The following is a 16,934-nucleotide window of genomic DNA, read 5'->3' on the forward strand; positions in this document are numbered from 1 at the left end:
CGACCCCGGTCCTCCCCGCGAGCCCGGTGTCGTGCCCTTCCTCCGTTCCGCAGGAGCCACCTGCGGGCCCGTCACCCCAGGAGTGATCCCGTGGCCGCTGCGCCCTCCGCCACCGCCCGTCTCGACGCCGTCGTCTCCCTCGCCAAGCGGCGAGGCTTCGTGTTCCCGTCGGGCGAGATCTACGGAGGCACGCGCTCCGCGTGGGACTACGGCCCCCTCGGCGTCGAGCTCAAGGAGAACATCAAGCGCCAGTGGTGGAAGGCCATGACCCGGCGCGACGACGTCGTGGGCCTGGACTCCTCCGTCATCCTGCCGCGCCAGGTGTGGGTCGCCTCCGGTCACGTGGGCGTGTTCACCGACCCCCTGACCGAGTGCCTCTCCTGCCACAAGCGCTTCCGCGTCGACCAGATGCAGGAGGCCGTCGCGGAGAAGAAGGGCCTGGACGACCCGGACTCCGTCACGCTCGACACCATCGCGTGCCCCAACTGCGGCACCCGCGGCCAGTGGACCGAGCCCCGCGACTTCAACATGATGCTCAAGACGTACCTCGGCCCCGTCGAGGACGAGTCCGGCCTGCACTACCTGCGCCCCGAGACGGCCCAGGGCATCTTCGTGAACTTCGCGAACGTCGCGGCGGCCAGCCGCCAGAAGCCGCCGTTCGGCATCGCCCAGATCGGCAAGTCGTTCCGCAACGAGATCACGCCGGGCAACTTCATCTTCCGCACGCGCGAGTTCGAGCAGATGGAGATGGAGTTCTTCGTCGCGCCCGGCTCGGACGCCGAGTGGCACCAGTACTGGATCGACACCCGCATGGCCTGGTACACGGGCCTCGGCATCTCCGCGGACAACCTGCGCCTGTACGAGCACCCGCAGGAGAAGCTCTCGCACTACTCGACCCGCACGGTGGACATCGAGTACCGCTTCGGCTTCCAGGGCAGCGAGTGGGGCGAGCTCGAGGGCATCGCCAACCGCACCGACTTCGACCTCAAGACCCACAGCGAGCACTCGGGCAAGGACCTGATGTACCGCGACCCGGTCACCAACGAGAAGTACTACCCGTACGTCATCGAGCCGGCCGCCGGCCTGACCCGCTCGCTCATGGCGTTCCTCGTCGAGGCGTACGACGAGGACGAGGCGCCCAACACCAAGGGCGGCGTCGACAAGCGGACCGTGCTGCACCTGGACCCGCGCCTGGCGCCCGTCAAGGCCGCGGTGCTGCCGCTGTCGAAGTCGACCGACCTGCTGCCCACCGCGGAGAAGCTGGCCGCCGAGCTGCGCGAGCACTGGAACGTCGACTACGACGTCACCCAGGCCATCGGCAAGCGCTACCGCCGCCAGGACGAGATCGGCACGCCGTTCTGCGTCACCGTGGACTTCGACACCCTCGAGGACCAGGCCGTGACCATCCGCCACCGCGACACCATGGAGCAGGAGCGCGTCGCGCTCGACCAGGTCGCCGCCTACCTCGGTGCCCGCCTGCTCGGCGCCTGACCGCCGCTCGACCGTCGCGGCCTGACCGCCAGCCCGGCGGGGCTGCACGACGACGAAGGGCCGGACCTCCGCGTGGAGGTCCGGCCCTTCGTCAGTCGTAGGTCTCGGCCCTACGTCCGGCTGCGCGTCCGGTTCACCAGGGCCAGCACGAGGCTGACCACGAGCACGGCCACACCGATCCAGATCAGGAACTCGGCGATGCCGGTGAGGCCCAGGACGAGCAGCACGGCACCGGCGATGATGAGGATGAGCCAGAGGGGCACATCGACCTCCTTCTTCGGGCGGCGCACAGGGGCTGCGCCGCTCCTACGACCATGGCGCACGTCCCGCCCGCTCGCACGTCGTGACCTGGGCAGACGTGTTCGCCTAGCGCGTGACGCGCCTCGGCAGCACGAACACGAGGGCGAAGGCGAGCAGCGCCAGGCCGGCGCTGACGGCCATCGCGAGGGCGGCCGAGTGCGTGAAGGCCTCGGCGACGTCGGCGGGGGTGGGGTGGCCTGCCGGCACGGCCAGCGTGCCGAAGAACACGGAACCGATGACGGCGATGCCCGCAGCGCTGCCGACCCGCTGGGCGGTGCCGATCACGCCTGACGCGGCGCCTGCCTCCGAGCGCTCGACCGTGGCGACGATGAACTGCGCGTTCGGTGCGACGAACATGCCCGAGCCCATACCTGCCACCAGGAGCGGCGGCAGCAGCACCCAGTGCGTGAGGTCGGCGGCGGGGACGGCTGCGAGCACGACCCACACCGCCACCAGGCCGAGGGCCACCATGCCGGTGCCCACCACGAGCACGGTGCGCCCCAGGCGCGCGGCCAGTCGGTCGCTCTGGGAAGCGCCCACGATGCTGCCGACGGCGAACGGGACGGACACGAGCCCCGAGGAGAGCGCGGAGTGGCCCAGCCCCGCCTGCCACATGATCGAGATGGTGAAGAAGATGCTCGTGAAGGCGGCGAAGTACACGGTCGCGAGGATCACGCCACCCGTGAACTGCGGGTGGCTGAAGAGGCGCGGCGGCACCAGCGGGGCGCCGCCACGACGCACCACCGAGACCTCCCACGCGCCGAACAGCGCCATGAGGACGACGCCACCCACCATCGACAGCCAGGTCCAGGCCGGCCAACCGAGGTCCTGACCCTCGATGAGCGGCACCAGCAGCGCCACGAGGGACCCGGCGAGCAGCACCAGCCCCACGACGTCGACGCCCCGGGCACCGGCTCCGGCAGCCGTCCGTGGCAGCAGCACGATCGCGGCCACCACCGCGAGCACGCCGAAGGGCAGGTTCACGAAGAAGATCGACCGCCAGCCCTCGTCGGCACCGAACGCCTCGATGAGCAGGCCGCCCACGATGGGGCCGAGCGCGGTGGAGAACCCGATCGTGGCGCCCATGACCGCGAAGGCGCGGCCCCGCACCGGACCGGGGAACATGAGCTGGACGAGCGCCGTGACGGCCGGGAAGAAGATGCCGCCCGCCAGGCCCTGCACGACGCGGGCCACGATGAGCTCGGTGGCTCCCGTGGCCAGGCCGCACCAGAGGCTGGCGAGGGTGAAGCCGGCGAGGCCGACGACGAACACCCACGTGTGGCCCACGCGGTCGCCGACCCGCCCGGCGGGGATGAGCGCGAGGCCGAACGCGAGCGCGTAGCCCGAGATGATCCACGACAGCGTGGCCTCGGAGGCACCGAGGCTCGTGCGGATGGTGGGCAGCGCGACGTTGACGATCGTGGTGTCGAGCAGGGCCATGGCGACGCCGAGCAGCAGCACGGCGAGCGACAGCCAGGTGCGGCGCGGCACCGAGGACGGTGCGGGGCTCGCGACGTGACCGGTCATGGGGGGAGTCCTTCCGGGTGGCGCCCCGGCGACCGCCGCGCCCCGTGACGGTGGACCGCGCGCCGGAGCAGGCCGGGCGCGGCGGCGCGAACGGCGGGCAGCAGATACTCTCCCACGAGAGTTGCGCCGGGCAAGCAGATGTGGCGCAGGCGCGGTGTGCGGCTGTCGCTCGTGGGTCGGCACAGAGCGACCGGCGGTCGGTGTCTTCAGGAGCCCTCAGGGGCTCTCAGGGCGCGAGCACGCGGGCGAGGAACTCGCGGGTGCGCGGCTCGCGCGGGCTCGAGAGCAGCTCGCGCGCCGGTCCCTCCTCCAGGACGCGACCTGCGTCGAGGAACACCACGCGGTCGGCCACGTCCCGGGCGAACGCCATCTCGTGGGTGGCCATGAGGATGGTCGAGCCCGACGCCTTGAGGGATCGCACCAGGTCGAGCACCTCGCCCACCAGCTCCGGGTCGAGGGCCGAGGTGATCTCGTCGAGCAGCAGCAGCTCCGGGTCGGTCGCGATGGCGCGCACGATGGCGACGCGCTGCTGCTGGCCCCCCGAGAGCGTGTCCGGGTAGGCGTCGGCCTTGGCCGCGAGCCCGATCGAGGCGAGCAGCTGCCGCCCGTGCTCCTCCGCCTCGGCGCGGGGCCGGCGGTGCACCACCCGGGCGGCGAGGGTCACGTTGTCGAGCACGGACAGGTGGGGGAACAGGTTGTAGGACTGGAAGACGGTGCCGATGCGTGCACGCACCGCGTCACCGTCCACGCGGGGATCGGTGATGTCCTGCCCGGAGAGGAATATCTGCCCGTCGTCGACGTGCTCGAGCAGGTTGGCGGTGCGCAGCAGCGTGGACTTGCCGGAGCCCGAGGCCCCGATGAGGGCGACGACCTCGTGCCGCTGCACGGTCAGGTCGATGCCGCGCAGCACCTCGTGGTCGCCGAACGCGCACCACACGTCACGCAGCTCCAGGACGGGATCGGCCATCAGACGACGCTCCCCATCTGCTCGCGGGCGCGCAGGCGCGCGGAGTACCAGTCGGTCAGCCGGATCACCGGCAGCGCCAGCAGGACGAACAGCAGCCCGGCGACGACGTAGGGCGTGAAGTCGTAGTACCGGGACGTCTCGATCTGGGCGGCCCGCACGGCGTCGACGGCGCCGAGCACGGAGATGAGGCCCACGTCCTTCTGCATGGCGACGAAGTCGTTCATGAGGGCGGGGGTCACCTTGCGCATGGCCTGCGGCAGCACCACGCGTCGCATCGTCTGCCCGTGGGAGAGGCCCAGGCCGCGGGCCGCCAGGCGCTGGGAGGGGTGCACGGCCTCGATGCCGGCGCGGAAGACCTCCGACACGTAGGCGGAGTACACGAGCACGAGGGCGAGGGTGCCCCAGAACGCCGCGTCCATCCGGGGGAACAGGCGCAGGCCGGGGATCCCGAACCCGACCAGGTACAGGACGATGATCAGCGGCATGCCGCGGAACAGGTCGGTGTAGGCGGCGGCGAGGGCGCGCAGCGGGAAGAACAGCGGTCCGCGCAGGGTGCGCAGGGTGGCGATGACCAGGGCGAGCAGCAGCACACCCACGGACGCCACGGCCAGCACGCGCACGTTGAGCCACAGGCCCTGCAGGACCAGGGGGAAGGACCGGCGGGCGGCCTCGAGGTCGAAGAACGAGTCGGCGACGCGCGGCCAGCCGGGGGTGTTGCGCAGCACGAGCACCACGACGGTCGCGAAGACGAGGGTGCTGGCCATGCTGACGGCCACCGACCGGTAGCCCTGCTTCTTGCGGAAGGCGCGGCGGTCGAGCTCGAGCGCGCTGGGACGGTGCCGTCCGGTCCCGCTCGCCCCGGTCTCGCCGTGCCCCGCGCCGTCTCGCCCGGGCCTGCCTGGGCCGCTGCCCTCGCCGGCTCCGTGCGGCTCCGGGACGCCGGGGGTGGCGGGGGCCGTCACTGCAGGACGGGGGCCTGGCCGGCACCCCCGAGCCACGTGGCGGCGAGCTCGTCGAGCGTGCCGTCCTCGCGCAGGGCGTCGACGGCGGCGCTGACCTCGGCGGTCAGCGGGGAGTCCTTCTCGAGCACGAAGGCGAGCTCGTCACCCCCGGTCGAGCCGGGGAGCTGGCCGACGATGGCCCCGCCGTCGAGCTCGGCCGCGGTCAGGTAGAACGCGGTCGGCAGGTCCACGACGATGGCGTCGACCGTGCCGTTCTGCAGGGCCAGCTTGGCGTCGTCGTTGGTGTTGAAGACCTGGACGCCGCGCTCGGGCGCGATGATCTCCTGGGCCGCCTGGAGGCTGGTGGTGCCCGTCTGGGCGCCGACGAGCAGCGGCTGGAGCCCGGCGAGCGTGGTCACGCCCGCGGCGGGCGAGCCCTCGACGGTGACGACGACCTGGGTCGTCTCGTAGTAGGGGCTCGAGAAGTCGACGGCCTGGCGGCGGTCCTCCGTGACGGAGAACTGCTGCAGGTTGAGGTCGAAGTCCTTGGGGCCGGGGGCGATGGCCTCCTCGAAGGTGGTGCGCACCCACTCGACGTCCTCGGGGGCGAAGCCCATCTCCGCGGCGACGGCGTAGGCCACGGCGGCCTCGAAGCCCTCACCTGAGGCGGGGTCGTCGCCCTCCACCCAGGGAGAGTAGGCCGGCTGGCCGGTGGCGACGGTGAGCTTGCCCTCGGTGACGTGGCCCGTACCGGTGGCCGCGCCCTGCGCGTCGCCGGAGCACGCGGACAGCGCGAGGGCGGCGACGGCGGTCGCGGCGGTGGTCAGGACGGTACGGCGCAGGTGCATGGGCACAGTGTCTCAGCCCGCTCCGAGGGTGGGGGCGAGTGTCCACGGCCCCTCTCGCATCCTGGACAGTGCTCGGGAGGCTGCATGCTTGACCCCATGGAGACGCTCAACGGATGGGTCCTGGACGCCGGGGACGTGCTGTGGACGTGGGCGGTGCTGCCCGTCGTGGCCGTGCTGGGCCTGTACTTCACCGTGCGCAGCGGTGTGGTCCAGCTGCGGATGCTGCCGGAGATGTTCCGCACCCTGCGCGACGTGGCCCCGACCGACGACGCGGGCAGGCCGCAGTCCGTGTCCTCCTTCCAGGCCTTCACGATCTCGGCGGCGTCCCGCGTGGGCGTGGGCAACATCGCGGGCGTGGGCACGGCGATCGCCCTCGGCGGTCCCGGAGCGGTCTTCTGGATGTGGGCCATGGCGTTCGTCGGCGGTGCCTCCAGCTTCGTGGAGTCCACGCTCGGCCAGCTCTACAAGGAGCGGCACCGGGACGGGTTCCGTGGCGGGCCGGCGTACTACATGCTGCACGGCCTGAAGGCTCGCTGGATGGGTGTCGTGTTCGCCGTCGTCCTGATCTGCTGCTTCCCGTTCGCCTTCTCCTCCCTGCAGGCGAACACCATCAGCGCCACGCTGTCGTCCGCCGTCGGCGGCCCGGCGTGGCTGCCCTGGGCGGTGGGCGTCGCCCTGGCCGTCCTGACCGGCCTGGTCGTCTTCGGCGGCGTGCGCCGCATCGCCCGCGTCACGCAGGCCGTGGTGCCCCTCATGGCGCTGCTCTACCTGGGCGTGGGCCTCGTCGTGGTGGCCATGCACGTGGACCAGGTGCCGCGCGTGCTGGCCAGCATCGTCACCGAGGCGTTCGGCGCGGGCCAGGTCGTGGCCGCCGCCATCGGCACGGTGATCATGCAGGGTGTCAAGCGAGGCATGTTCTCCAACGAGGCCGGCCTGGGCTCGGCGCCCAACGCCGGTGCCACGGCCGCGGTCACCCACCCGGTCAAGCAGGGCCTCGTCCAGACCCTCGGGGTGTACTTCGACACGTTCCTGGTCTGCTCGGTCACCGCGTTCATCATCCTGGTGTCCCAGCCGGACCTCGCCGGGGCGCAGGCCGGCATCGCCCTGACGCAGACGGCGCTGACGTCGACGCTCGGCGCGTGGTCGAACGGCCTGCTGAGCGTGGTCATCTTCCTGCTGGCGTTCAGCTCGATCCTCGGCAACTACTACTACGGCGAGGCCAACGTCGAGTTCATCACCGGCAACCGCACGGTGCTCACCGTGTTCCGCTCGCTGGTGGTGGTGGCGATCTTCGTGGGGTCGGTGCTCTCCAGCGACCTGGTGTGGAACACGGCCGACGGCATCATGGGCGTCATGGCGCTGGTGAACCTCGCAGCGCTCGCCCTGCTCGCCCCCGTGGCGTTCCGCCTGCTCAAGGACTACCTGCGCCAGCGTGCGGAAGGCCGCGACCCCGTCTTCACGCGGGCGCTGCTGCCCGACGTCGGCGGCATCTCCTGCTGGGAGGACGAGGCGACGGTCACCGGCCCGCTGGCGGCCGCGACGCCGGGGCGCCGCTCCGGCAGGGGCCGGGGCTGACCGGGGCTCACCGTGGGTGAGAATGGGGAGATGACCACGACCACCGAGACCGCCTCGGCGCGCACCCCGGAGCACCGCTCCTCGGGCGAGCGCGTGCTGCCGCCGCTGCAGATCGGGCCGATCACCGTGGACACGCCCGTGGTGCTGGCCCCGATGGCGGGCGTGACCAACCGCGCGTTCCGCACGCTGTGCCGTGAGGCGGGTGCGTCCACCGGGCACGACCCGGGCCTGTACGTGGCGGAGATGGTCACGAGCCGGGCCCTGGTGGAGCGTAACGTCGAGGCGCTGCGCATCGTCACGTTCGGTCCGGAGGAGACGCCCCGCTCGGCCCAGGTGTACGGCGTCGACCCCGCCACGGTGGGCGCGGCGGTGCGGATCATCGCGGGCGAGGGCCGGGCCGACCACGTGGACCTCAACTTCGGGTGCCCGGTGCCCAAGGTGACGCGCAAGGGCGGCGGCGGGGCGCTGCCGTGGAAGCGGCAGCTCTTCACGGACATCGTCCGCGAGGCCGTGCGCGCCGCCGCCCCGCACGGGGTGCCGGTGACGGTCAAGATGCGCAAGGGCATCGACGAGGAGCACCTGACCTACCTCGAGGCCGGGCAGATCGCGGAGCGGGAGGGCGCCGCCGCGGTGGCGCTGCACGCCCGCACCGTGGCCCAGCACTACTCGGGCGAGGCGGAGTGGGAGTCGATCGCGCGCCTCAAGGAGGCCGTGACCACGATCCCCGTGCTGGGCAACGGCGACATCTGGTCGGCGGACGACGCGGTGCGGATGGTGCGCGAGACGGGGGCGGACGGCGTCGTCGTCGGTCGCGGGTGCCAGGGGCGTCCGTGGCTGTTCGCGGACCTGGCGGCGGCGTTCCACGGCGAGACCGTCCGGGTGCAGCCCACGCTGCGGGAGGTCGCCGAGACGATCTACCGCCACGGCGAGCTGATGATCGACTACTTCGACGGCGACGAGGGCAAGGGCATGCGCGACCTGCGCAAGCACATGGCCTGGTACCTCAAGGGGTACGCCGTCGGGGGAGAGGCACGGCACGCGCTGGCGATGGTCTCGACGCGGGCGGAGCTGCGCGAGCGGCTCGACGCCCTGGGGGACGCGCCGTACCCCGGCGAGGCGGCCGAGGGGCAGCGGGGCCGGGCCGGCTCGCCGAAGACGCCGCACCTGCCCTACGGCTGGCTCGACTCCCGGGAGCTGGACGCGGAGTGGGAGGCGAGGCTGCGCGAGGCGGAGCTGAGCGTCAGCGGAGGCTGACCCCGCTCCCGCACACCCTCCCCCGTCCACCCGGGGAGCGCGTCGGATTGCCGCGGTGGGAGGGGGATCAGGCGCCGGGTCGTCTCCCTCCCGAAGTGGAGCGCCCCCCGGGCGCGTGAACGCGACCCGGCGCCTGATCCCCCTCCCACCGCCGACGGTCAGCCTGCGACGCGCTCCCCGTCGACCGTCAACCACCAGGACTCGTCCCAGAAGTCGGCCGGGTCGATGGTGCCGCGCTCCTGCGCCCAGTCGATGAGGAGCTGGCGGATCTCCTGCTGCTCGTCGTAGACGAGGGGCGCGTCGGCGATGTGGGGGAACCCGCCGCCGCCGGAGCGGCGGTAGTTGTTGACGGCGACGACGACGGTGGCGTCGTCGGTCAGCGGGCTGCCGTCCGCGAGGGTCAGCGCCTGGACGCGGTCTCCGACGGGGCGGGCGAGGTCGATCTCGTAGCGGAGCCCGGCGAGGATGTCGAGGTTGTAGTCGGGGGTGCCGCCGGCGCCGGTGTGGCGGGCGGGGTCGAACGTGCCGCCGGCGGGGACGGCGGCGAAGTACCGGGCGGAGTGCTCGAGGTAGTCCTTGACCTGGGCGCCGGTCATGGTGACGGCGTGCAGGGTGTTGTCGTAGACGTAGAGGCCGGCGATGTCCCTGACGGAGACGTCTCCGGCGGGGAAGACGGCGTCGCGGGAGAACGGTGCGGCGATGGAGAGCACGGGCAGGTCGGCGTACGGCGTGCCGGTGAGGGCGTCGCGGACGGTGTCGGTCTGCACCTGCTGGATGAAGTCGATGATCGGGGTGTCCTCGTAGCGGGACGTGACCGCGGAGAGCTCTTCGGTGGAGCGAGCCACGACCTGGTTCACGTAGCGCACGGTGGTCTCGTGCTGCTCGGCGACGAGGTCGAGGATGCGCTGCGACTCGGGGTAGTCCCGGGTGCGGACGGCGGTGGCCTGCGTGGTGGTCACGCCCCACCGGCCGCGGACCTTCTCCAGGCCGATCTCGACGCGGGAGACGGTGGAGCCCCAGCGGTAGGGCTGGGTGAGCAGCACGTCGCGGCCGGTGACCTCGTTGGTGATGGTCTGCGAGGGCCGGTCGAGGTGGGTGTGCCCCACGACCATGACGTCGATGCCTGGCACGGTGCGGGCGATGACGTCGGCGGGGTTCTCCGGGGCGGCGACGCTCTCGTCGTAGGAGGACTCGCCGGCTCCGGCGTGGGAGAGCACGACGACGACGTCGGCACCGGCGGCCTTGACGCGCGGTACCCAGGTGCGGGCGGCGGCGACCATGTCCTGGAACTCCAGGCGGCCCTCGACGTGGCCCTTGTCCCAGATCGCGGAGCCGGGGGTGGTGAGGCCGAGCACGCCGACCGTCACCGGCTTGTTGCCCTTCACGTGCTTGCGCACCAGGGTGTACGGCTCCAGGGCCGGCTTCCCGGTGGTCGCGTCGAGCACGTTGGCCCCCAGCAGCGGGAAGTCCAGGCTGCCCTCGTACGCGTCGAGCAGGTCGAGCCCGTAGTTGAACTCGTGGTTGCCGACGACCTGGGCGTCGTAGCCGATGGCGTTGTACGCGGCCGCCATGGGGTGGGTGGCACCGGTCTCGGTGACAGGCTCCTGGACGGCGTAGTAGTAGCTCAGCGGGGTGCCCTGGATGGCGTCCCCGTTGTCGACGACCAGCAGGCGGTCGTCGCCGACCTCGGCGCGCACCTCGTCGACGACGGAGGCGACGGAGGCGAGGCCGACGCTGTCGCCGGCGGCGTCGCTGTAGGGGGCGTCGCGGAAGTAGTCCCAGCTCGCCACGCGGCCGTGCAGGTCGGTGGTGGCGAGCAGGGTGAGGTCGAGCGAGTGGCTGCGCGGGGCGGCGGTCGCGGAGCCGGCGGGGACGGCGACGGCGCCGACCAGCAGGGCGGCGAGGGCCGCGGCGGTGCGAGTTCTCACGTGGTCTCCTCCGAGGGACGTGGGCGCCGGGCGGGAGGCCCGGGCGCGCACACGGTAACCACGGCGGATGTCACCCGGGTGAACTGCGGGCGACGGGCGGGCCGGCGTGCGCGAGCGGTGCGCGCACGCCGGCCCCTGGGGAGAGGGGGTCAGCCCTCGAGCCAAGCGGTCACGTCGGGCGGCAGCGTGCCGTCACCGGGCAGGTCGGTGGAGGCCACGAGCACCCGGGCGTCGGGCAGCGGCACGGGCTGCGTGCCCAGGTTCGCGAGCACCAGGGTGCTGCGCTCGTCCTCGAAGATGCGGAAGGCGAGCACCGTCTCCGGGTAGCCCTCCACCCACTCGAGGCCGCCGGCACCGAGCCGGCGCTCGCGGCGCAGCCGCAGGGCGGTGCGGTACAGCTCGAGCGTGGAGCCGGGGACGCCGGCCTGGGCGTCGGCGGCGTACGCGCCCCACCCGGTGGGCTGCGGCAGCCACGCCTGGCCGGTGGGGGAGAACCCGAAGGCGGGCTCCTGCGCCGACCACGGCAGGGGCACGCGGCAGCCGTCGCGGCCTGCCTCGGCGCCCTGCGTGCGGAAGAAGGCCGGGTCCTGGCGGACGTCGTCGGGCAGGGCGGTGTGCTCGGGCAGGCCGAGCTCCTCGCCCTGGTAGAGGTAGGCGGACCCGGGCAGCGCGAGCGTGAACAGCGTGGCGGCGCGGGCCCGCCGCAGGCCGAGGGCCTCGTCCGGCTGCGGGTCGTGGGCGAAGATCCCGTTGGGCCGGGAGGTCTGGTCGGCGAGGCCGAGCCGGGACGGGTGGCGCACGACGTCGTGGTTGGACAGCACCCAGGTGGTGGGGGCGCCGACGGCGTCGAGCGCCTGCAGCGAGCCGGTCACCACCGTGCGGTAGGCGGCGGCGTCCCAGCGGGTGGTGAGGAACGAGAAGTTGAACGCCTGCTGCATCTCGTCCTCGCGCACGTAGCGCGCCAGGCGGGACAGCGGCTCGACCCACGCCTCGGCGACCAGGGCGCGGGAGCGGCGCACGCCGTCGTCGAACTCGTCGAGCACCTTGCGCCAGGAGCGGTAGATGTCGTGGACCCCCTCCTGGTCGAACATGGGGCCGCTGTTGGAGGCCCCGGTGGAGCCGTCCTCCGGGGCGCCCGGGTCGCTCAGGGGGCCGGTGCCGGCGTCGCTGCCGTCGACCATCGCGACATGCCCGTCCCAGTCGGGCAGGCCCTCGGCCTTGACGAGCCCGTGGGCCACGTCGACGCGGAACCCGTCGACGCCGCGCCGGAGCCAGAACCGGAGCACGTCCTCGAGCTCCTCGCGGACCTCGGGGTTGGACCAGTCGAGGTCGGGCTGGGAGGAGTCGAACAGGTGCAGGTACCACTGGCCGGGCGTGCCGTCGGGCTCGGTGACCCGGGTCCAGGCGTCTCCGCCGAAGATCGACTGCCAGTTGTTGGGCGGCAGCTCGCCGTGCTCCCCGCGGCCGTCACGGAAGAGGTACCGCGCGCGCTCGGGCGATCCCGGGGCCGCGGCGAGGGCTGCCTGGAACCAGGCGTGGTCGGACGAGGTGTGGTTGGGCACCAGGTCGACGACGACGCGGATGCCGCGCTCGTGCGCCGCGGCGATGAGCGCGTCGGCGTCCTCGAGGGTGCCGAAGATGGGGTCCACGTCGCGGTAGTCGGCGACGTCGTAGCCGGCGTCGCGCTGCGGCGAGCGGTAGAAGGGGCTCAGCCACACGGCGTCGACGCCGAGCGCGGCCAGGTGGTCGAGGCGGGAGGTGATGCCCGGCAGGTCGCCGATGCCGTCACCGTTCCCGTCCGCGAACGAGCGGGGGTACACCTGGTAGATGACGGCGGTGCGCCACCACTCGTCGGTGCCGAACGGCTCGTGGACGACGGTCATGCTTCTCCTTGGTTCCCTCGGGGGCAGGCTGGGCTGTGGGTCTGGAGCGTGCGGCCGGGCGGACTCAGGGCGCCGGGGCGGCGCCGGTGGACCCCCGGACCACCAGCTCCGGCTCGACCAGCAGCTCGGAGCGGGGGGCGCGCTCGCCGCGGATCTCGGCCAGCAGCATCGAGACGGCGGCGCGGCACAGGCTGAGCACGGGCTGGCGCACCGTGGTCAGCGGGGGGTCGGTGAACGCCATGAGGGGGGAGTCGTCGTAGCCGACGATCGAGACGTCGTCGGGCACCCGCAGCCCCCGGCCGCGTACCGCCCGCATGGCGCCGAGGGCCATGGGGTCGGAGGCGCAGACGACGGCGGTGTGCCCGGCGTCGAGCAGCTCGGCGGCGGCCGCCTGCCCGCCCTCGACGGTGTAGAGCGAGGTGACGACGTGCGTGGCGGCGTCGTCGGTGTCGGCGGCCAGGCCGGCCTCGACGAGGGCGCTGGTGAACCCGGTCTTCTTGCGCTGGGAGGGCACGAATCGCTCGGGTCCGAGCGCCAGGCCGATGCGACGGTGGCCCTGGCTGACGAGGTGGCGCACGGCCAGGCGGATGGCCGTGACCTCGTCGGTGGAGGCCTGCGGGGCGTCGACCTCCGGTGCGTGGCCGCCGACCAGGACCAGGGGGATGCCCCGCTCGCGCAGCCGCTGGTAGCGCTCGCGGCCGGCGGTGGTGTCGGCGTGGAGGCCCGAGACGACGAGGATGCCGTCGACGCCGTGCTCGCCGAGGATCTCGATGTACTCGTCCTCGGTGGTGCCGCCGGGGGACTGGGTGCACAGGAGGGGCGTGTACCCGGCCTGGGCGAGGAGCGACTCGGTGGCCTGCGCCATCGCGGGGAAGACGGGGTTGGTGAGCTCGGGGACGACGAGGCCGACGAGACCTGCGGAGCGCACGCCGGGGGTGCGGGGGCGCTCGTAGCCCAGCACGTCGAGGGCGGCCAGCACGGACTGGCGGGTCTCGGCGGAGACGGTGCTCTTGCCGTTGAGGACGCGCGAGACGGTGGCGGTGGAGACGCCGGCGTGCGCGGCGACGTCGGCCAGGCGGGTGCGCCCGGTGGTGGACGACGTGTCGGGAGTCGGCACGGGACCTCCTCGTTCCGTGGTGGAGGGGGCCGGTGCTCGTGGCCCGGGGGTGATCCTGCCGCGCAGGACACGGTTGTGCAACGTCCGATGAAACGTTGCTGAACGTGTTGCAGAAGCGGTGTGCGACACCCTACGGTGAGCGGCGTCAGACGCCAGGGTCGGTGGCTGCCGGTCCGGCGACGTACCACTTACAGGAGCAACGATGCGACGGAGCATCCTTCTCACCGTTGCCGCTTCCGCGACGCTGGCCCTCGCCGCCTGCTCGTCCGGGAACGGCACCACCGGCGGCGACGACGCGGCCGAGACGGACGGGGGCAGCCCCGCCACGGGCGCCACCCTGACCATCTGGACCGACGAGACCCGCGAGGGCCCGGTCCGGGCCGCCGCGGAGTCGTTCACCGAGGCCACCGGCACCCAGGTCGAGGTCGTCCAGAAGAACTACGACGACATCCGCCCGGACTTCCTGGCCCAGGTGCCCACCGGAGAGGGGCCCGACATCACCGTCGGCGCGCACGACTGGCTCGGCGAGCTCACCACCAACGGCGTGGTGCAGCCCATCGAGCTCGGTGACAAGGCCGACGGCTTCGAGCCCGTCTCGATCCAGGCGTTCACCCAGGACGGCCAGGTGTACGGCCTGCCCTACGCCATCGAGAACATCGCCCTGATCCGCAACACCGACCTCGCGCCGGAGGCACCGGCCACCTGGGACGACGCGGTCGCCGCAGGTCAGGCGGCCGGTACCCGGTACCCGATCCTGGTCCAGACCGGGAACGAGGGCGACCCCTACACCTACTACCCGCTGCAGACCTCGTTCGGCGCCCCCGTGTTCGCCCAGAACGAGGACGGCTCCTACGAGCCGGAGCTGACGCTCGGCGGGGAGCCCGGCCACGCGTTCGCCCGGTGGCTGGCCGCGCAGGGCAGCGCCGGCGTGCTGAGCCCCGACGTCACCGCCGACATCGCCAGGGACGCCTTCGCCAACGGCGAGTCACCGTTCATCGTCGGCGGGCCCTGGCTCCTCGAGGACTACGCGGGCATGAACCTGGCGATCGACCCGATCCCGGCGCCGGGCCCTGAGACCGCGAAGCCCTTCGTGGGTGTGCAGGGCTTCTACGTCTCGGCGCAGAGCAAGAACGCGCTGGTCGCCAACGACTTCCTGGTCAACTACCTGTCCACCGAGGAGGCGCAGACGGCGCTCTTCGAGGCCGGAGGTCGTCCGCCGGCCCTGACGGCCGCGGCGGAGAAGGCGGCGTCGGATCCGATCGTCGAGGGCTTCCAGGCCGTCGGCGCGGACGCGCTGCCCATGCCGTCCATCCCGCAGATGGGATCCGTGTGGGCCTTCTGGGGCGTCACGGAGGCGGCGATCATCACCGGCCAGACCGACCCGGTGGCCGGCTGGGACAAGATGGTGGCGGACATCCAGGGCGCGATCGGCTGACGCACCGGTGGCCCGCGGCGTGCGCGTCGCGGGCCACCGCCTGCCAGCCCGAACCCCTGGACCGACGGAGGCGACGTTGCCCACCGCACCACCCACCCTCGACCCGCCGCGCGCGCGTACCTCGCACGCGCGCGACTTCGGACCCGGCTTCCTCGTCAAGCTCGTCCTCATGGCCGTCATCGACGCGCTCGGCGTCTTCGGCCTCCTGGCCTGCTGGCGCGAGGGCTCCATGGGCATCTTCTGGGCGCTGCTGCTGCTCCTGGTCGCTGCCAACTACGTCTACTTCTCGAAGCGGGCGCTGGCAGGCAAGTACATCTACCCCGGCCTGGCGTTCCTGCTCGTCTTCCAGATCTACGTGGTGGGTTACACCGCCTGGGTCTCGTTCACCAACTACGGCGACGGCCACAACTCCACCAAGGAACAGGCGATCGAGGCGCTGCTGCAGCAGAACGAGCGTCGCGTCGAGGGGTCGGCCGCCTACCCGCTCGCCGTCGTCACCGACGGTGACGACCTGGGCTTCGCCATCGTCGACGACGGCCGCGTCCTCGCCGGCACGGCCGAGCGTCCGCTGGAGGAGGTCGACGGCGCCACCGGCGCCGACGGACAGGCGCCCACCGTCGTCCCGGGGTGGACGGTGCTGAGCTACCAGGAGGTCATCGCTCGCCAGCAGGAGGTCACGGCGCTGCGCGTCCCCGTCTCCGACGACGCCGAGGACGGCTCGATCCGCACCCAGGACGCCCGCACGGGGTACGCGTTCACCCCGAGCCTGCACTACGAGGAGCAGGCCGACACCATGACGGACGCCCTGACCGGCGTCGTCTACCGTCCCAACGCCGAGGGACAGTTCGAGGCGGAGGACGGCACCAGGCTCCCCGTGGGGTGGCGGGTGCCGGTGGGCTTCGACAACTACGTCACCGCGTTCGGTGACGAGCGCTACTCCGGCCCGTTCCTGCGCATCCTCGCCTGGACGGTCGCGTTCGCGGTGCTGTCCGTGGTCACCACGTTCCTGCTGGGCCTGTTCCTGGCGATCACGTTCAACGACGTGCGGCTGCGCGGGCGCAAGGCGTACCGGACGCTGCTGATCCTCCCGTACGCCATCCCCGGGTTCCTCGCCGCCCTGCTGTGGGCGGGCCTGCTCAACCGCAGCTACGGGTTCGTCAACCAGGTGCTGCTGGGCGGGGCCGCGATCCCGTGGCTCACCGACCCGTGGCTGGCCAAGCTCTCCGTGCTGGGCGTGAACCTGTGGCTCGGGTTCCCGTACATGTTCCTCATCTGCACCGGCGCGCTGCAGTCGTTGCCCGGGGACGTCATGGAGGCGGCGAAGATCGACGGCGCCGGGCGCTGGCGCACCTGGCGCTCCATCACGCTCCCGCTGCTGCTGGTCTCGACCGCGCCGCTGCTCATCTCGTCGTTCGCCTTCAACTTCAACAACTTCACGCTGATCTACATGCTCACCAAGGGCGGGCCACGCTTCGAGGACGCCTCGGTGCCGCTCGGGCACACCGACATCCTCATCTCGATGGTCTACAGCGTCTCCGGCCTGGACGGCACCGCCGCCAAGGACTACGGCCTGGCGAGCGCCCTGTCGATCGTCATCTTCGTCATCGTCGGCACGATCTCCGCCCTCGCGTTCCGGCAGACCCGCAAGCTCGAGGAGGTCATGTGAGC

Annotated in this window: 13 protein-coding genes; 5 read left to right on the forward strand and 8 right to left on the reverse strand. The window is 72.5% G+C overall.

Features of this window, described 5'->3' with window-relative positions; all coding sequences use genetic code 11:
* The first annotated feature begins 90 nt into the window (after positions 1 to 90).
* Positions 91 to 1,491, forward strand: a complete 1,401-nt coding sequence (locus DNL40_RS06005; RefSeq protein WP_111250351.1) for a glycine--tRNA ligase — start codon at positions 91 to 93, stop codon at positions 1,489 to 1,491.
* A gap of 110 nt (positions 1,492 to 1,601) precedes the next feature.
* On the opposite strand, the gene DNL40_RS16380 is transcribed toward DNL40_RS06005, so the two are convergent.
* The 5 genes from DNL40_RS16380 to DNL40_RS06030 all read right to left on the reverse strand — a co-directional run bounded on the left by DNL40_RS16380 (position 1,602) and on the right by DNL40_RS06030 (position 6,074).
* Entirely contained in the window at positions 1,602 to 1,754 is a 153-nt protein-coding gene (locus DNL40_RS16380) for a hypothetical protein (RefSeq protein WP_179950967.1), read from the reverse strand.
* 103 nt (positions 1,755 to 1,857) lie between these two features.
* Complete coding sequence (locus tag DNL40_RS06015; RefSeq protein WP_111250353.1) at positions 1,858 to 3,318, reverse strand: MFS transporter; 1,461 nt, start codon at positions 3,316 to 3,318, stop codon at positions 1,858 to 1,860.
* Positions 3,319 to 3,544: 226 nt separating this feature from the next.
* Complete coding sequence (locus DNL40_RS06020) at positions 3,545 to 4,285, reverse strand: amino acid ABC transporter ATP-binding protein (protein WP_111250354.1); 741 nt, start codon at positions 4,283 to 4,285, stop codon at positions 3,545 to 3,547.
* Entirely contained in the window at positions 4,285 to 5,247 is a 963-nt protein-coding gene (locus DNL40_RS06025; RefSeq protein ID WP_245885709.1) for an amino acid ABC transporter permease, read from the reverse strand. The genes DNL40_RS06020 and DNL40_RS06025 overlap by 1 nt, the downstream gene beginning before the upstream one ends.
* A complete protein-coding gene (locus tag DNL40_RS06030; protein WP_111250355.1) occupies positions 5,244 to 6,074 on the reverse strand; it encodes an ABC transporter substrate-binding protein in 831 nt (276 codons plus the stop codon). The genes DNL40_RS06025 and DNL40_RS06030 overlap by 4 nt, the downstream gene beginning before the upstream one ends.
* A gap of 84 nt (positions 6,075 to 6,158) precedes the next feature.
* Here DNL40_RS06030 and DNL40_RS06035 point away from each other — a divergent pair, with 84 nt between their 5' ends.
* Complete coding sequence (locus tag DNL40_RS06035; RefSeq protein ID WP_245885710.1) at positions 6,159 to 7,649, forward strand: alanine/glycine:cation symporter family protein; 1,491 nt, start codon at positions 6,159 to 6,161, stop codon at positions 7,647 to 7,649.
* A 30-nt stretch (positions 7,650 to 7,679) separates the two neighbouring features.
* On the forward strand, positions 7,680 to 8,903 hold the full coding sequence (gene dusB / locus DNL40_RS06040) for a tRNA dihydrouridine synthase DusB (protein WP_111250357.1): 1,224 nt from the start codon (positions 7,680 to 7,682) through the stop codon (positions 8,901 to 8,903).
* A 158-nt stretch (positions 8,904 to 9,061) separates the two neighbouring features.
* On the opposite strand, the gene DNL40_RS06045 is transcribed toward dusB, so the two are convergent.
* The 3 genes from DNL40_RS06045 to DNL40_RS06055 all read right to left on the reverse strand — a co-directional run bounded on the left by DNL40_RS06045 (position 9,062) and on the right by DNL40_RS06055 (position 13,831).
* Positions 9,062 to 10,831: a bifunctional metallophosphatase/5'-nucleotidase gene (locus DNL40_RS06045; RefSeq protein ID WP_111250358.1), complete on the reverse strand. Its 1,770-nt coding sequence runs from the start codon at positions 10,829 to 10,831 to the stop codon at positions 9,062 to 9,064.
* A gap of 149 nt (positions 10,832 to 10,980) precedes the next feature.
* Positions 10,981 to 12,714 carry a glycoside hydrolase family 13 protein gene (locus DNL40_RS06050; protein WP_111250359.1) on the reverse strand — a complete coding sequence of 578 codons (1,734 nt, stop codon included), beginning with the start codon at positions 12,712 to 12,714 and terminating at the stop codon, positions 10,981 to 10,983.
* A 64-nt stretch (positions 12,715 to 12,778) separates the two neighbouring features.
* Positions 12,779 to 13,831, reverse strand: coding sequence for a LacI family DNA-binding transcriptional regulator (locus DNL40_RS06055; RefSeq protein ID WP_111250360.1), 1,053 nt, complete (start codon positions 13,829 to 13,831; stop codon positions 12,779 to 12,781).
* 202 nt (positions 13,832 to 14,033) lie between these two features.
* On the opposite strand from DNL40_RS06055, the gene DNL40_RS06060 reads away from it, so the two are divergent.
* Positions 14,034 to 15,266 (forward strand): sugar ABC transporter substrate-binding protein, encoded by a 1,233-nt coding sequence (locus DNL40_RS06060; RefSeq protein ID WP_111250361.1) that lies wholly within the window; start codon positions 14,034 to 14,036, stop codon positions 15,264 to 15,266.
* Between the two features lie 76 nt (positions 15,267 to 15,342).
* Complete coding sequence (locus DNL40_RS06065) at positions 15,343 to 16,932, forward strand: ABC transporter permease subunit (RefSeq protein ID WP_245885711.1); 1,590 nt, start codon at positions 15,343 to 15,345, stop codon at positions 16,930 to 16,932.
* Positions 16,933 to 16,934: the final 2 nt, after the last annotated feature.

The sequence above is a fragment of the Xylanimonas oleitrophica genome (assembly GCF_003244315.1).
In the GTDB taxonomy this organism is placed as follows: Bacteria; Actinomycetota; Actinomycetes; order Actinomycetales; family Cellulomonadaceae; genus Xylanimonas_A; species Xylanimonas_A oleitrophica.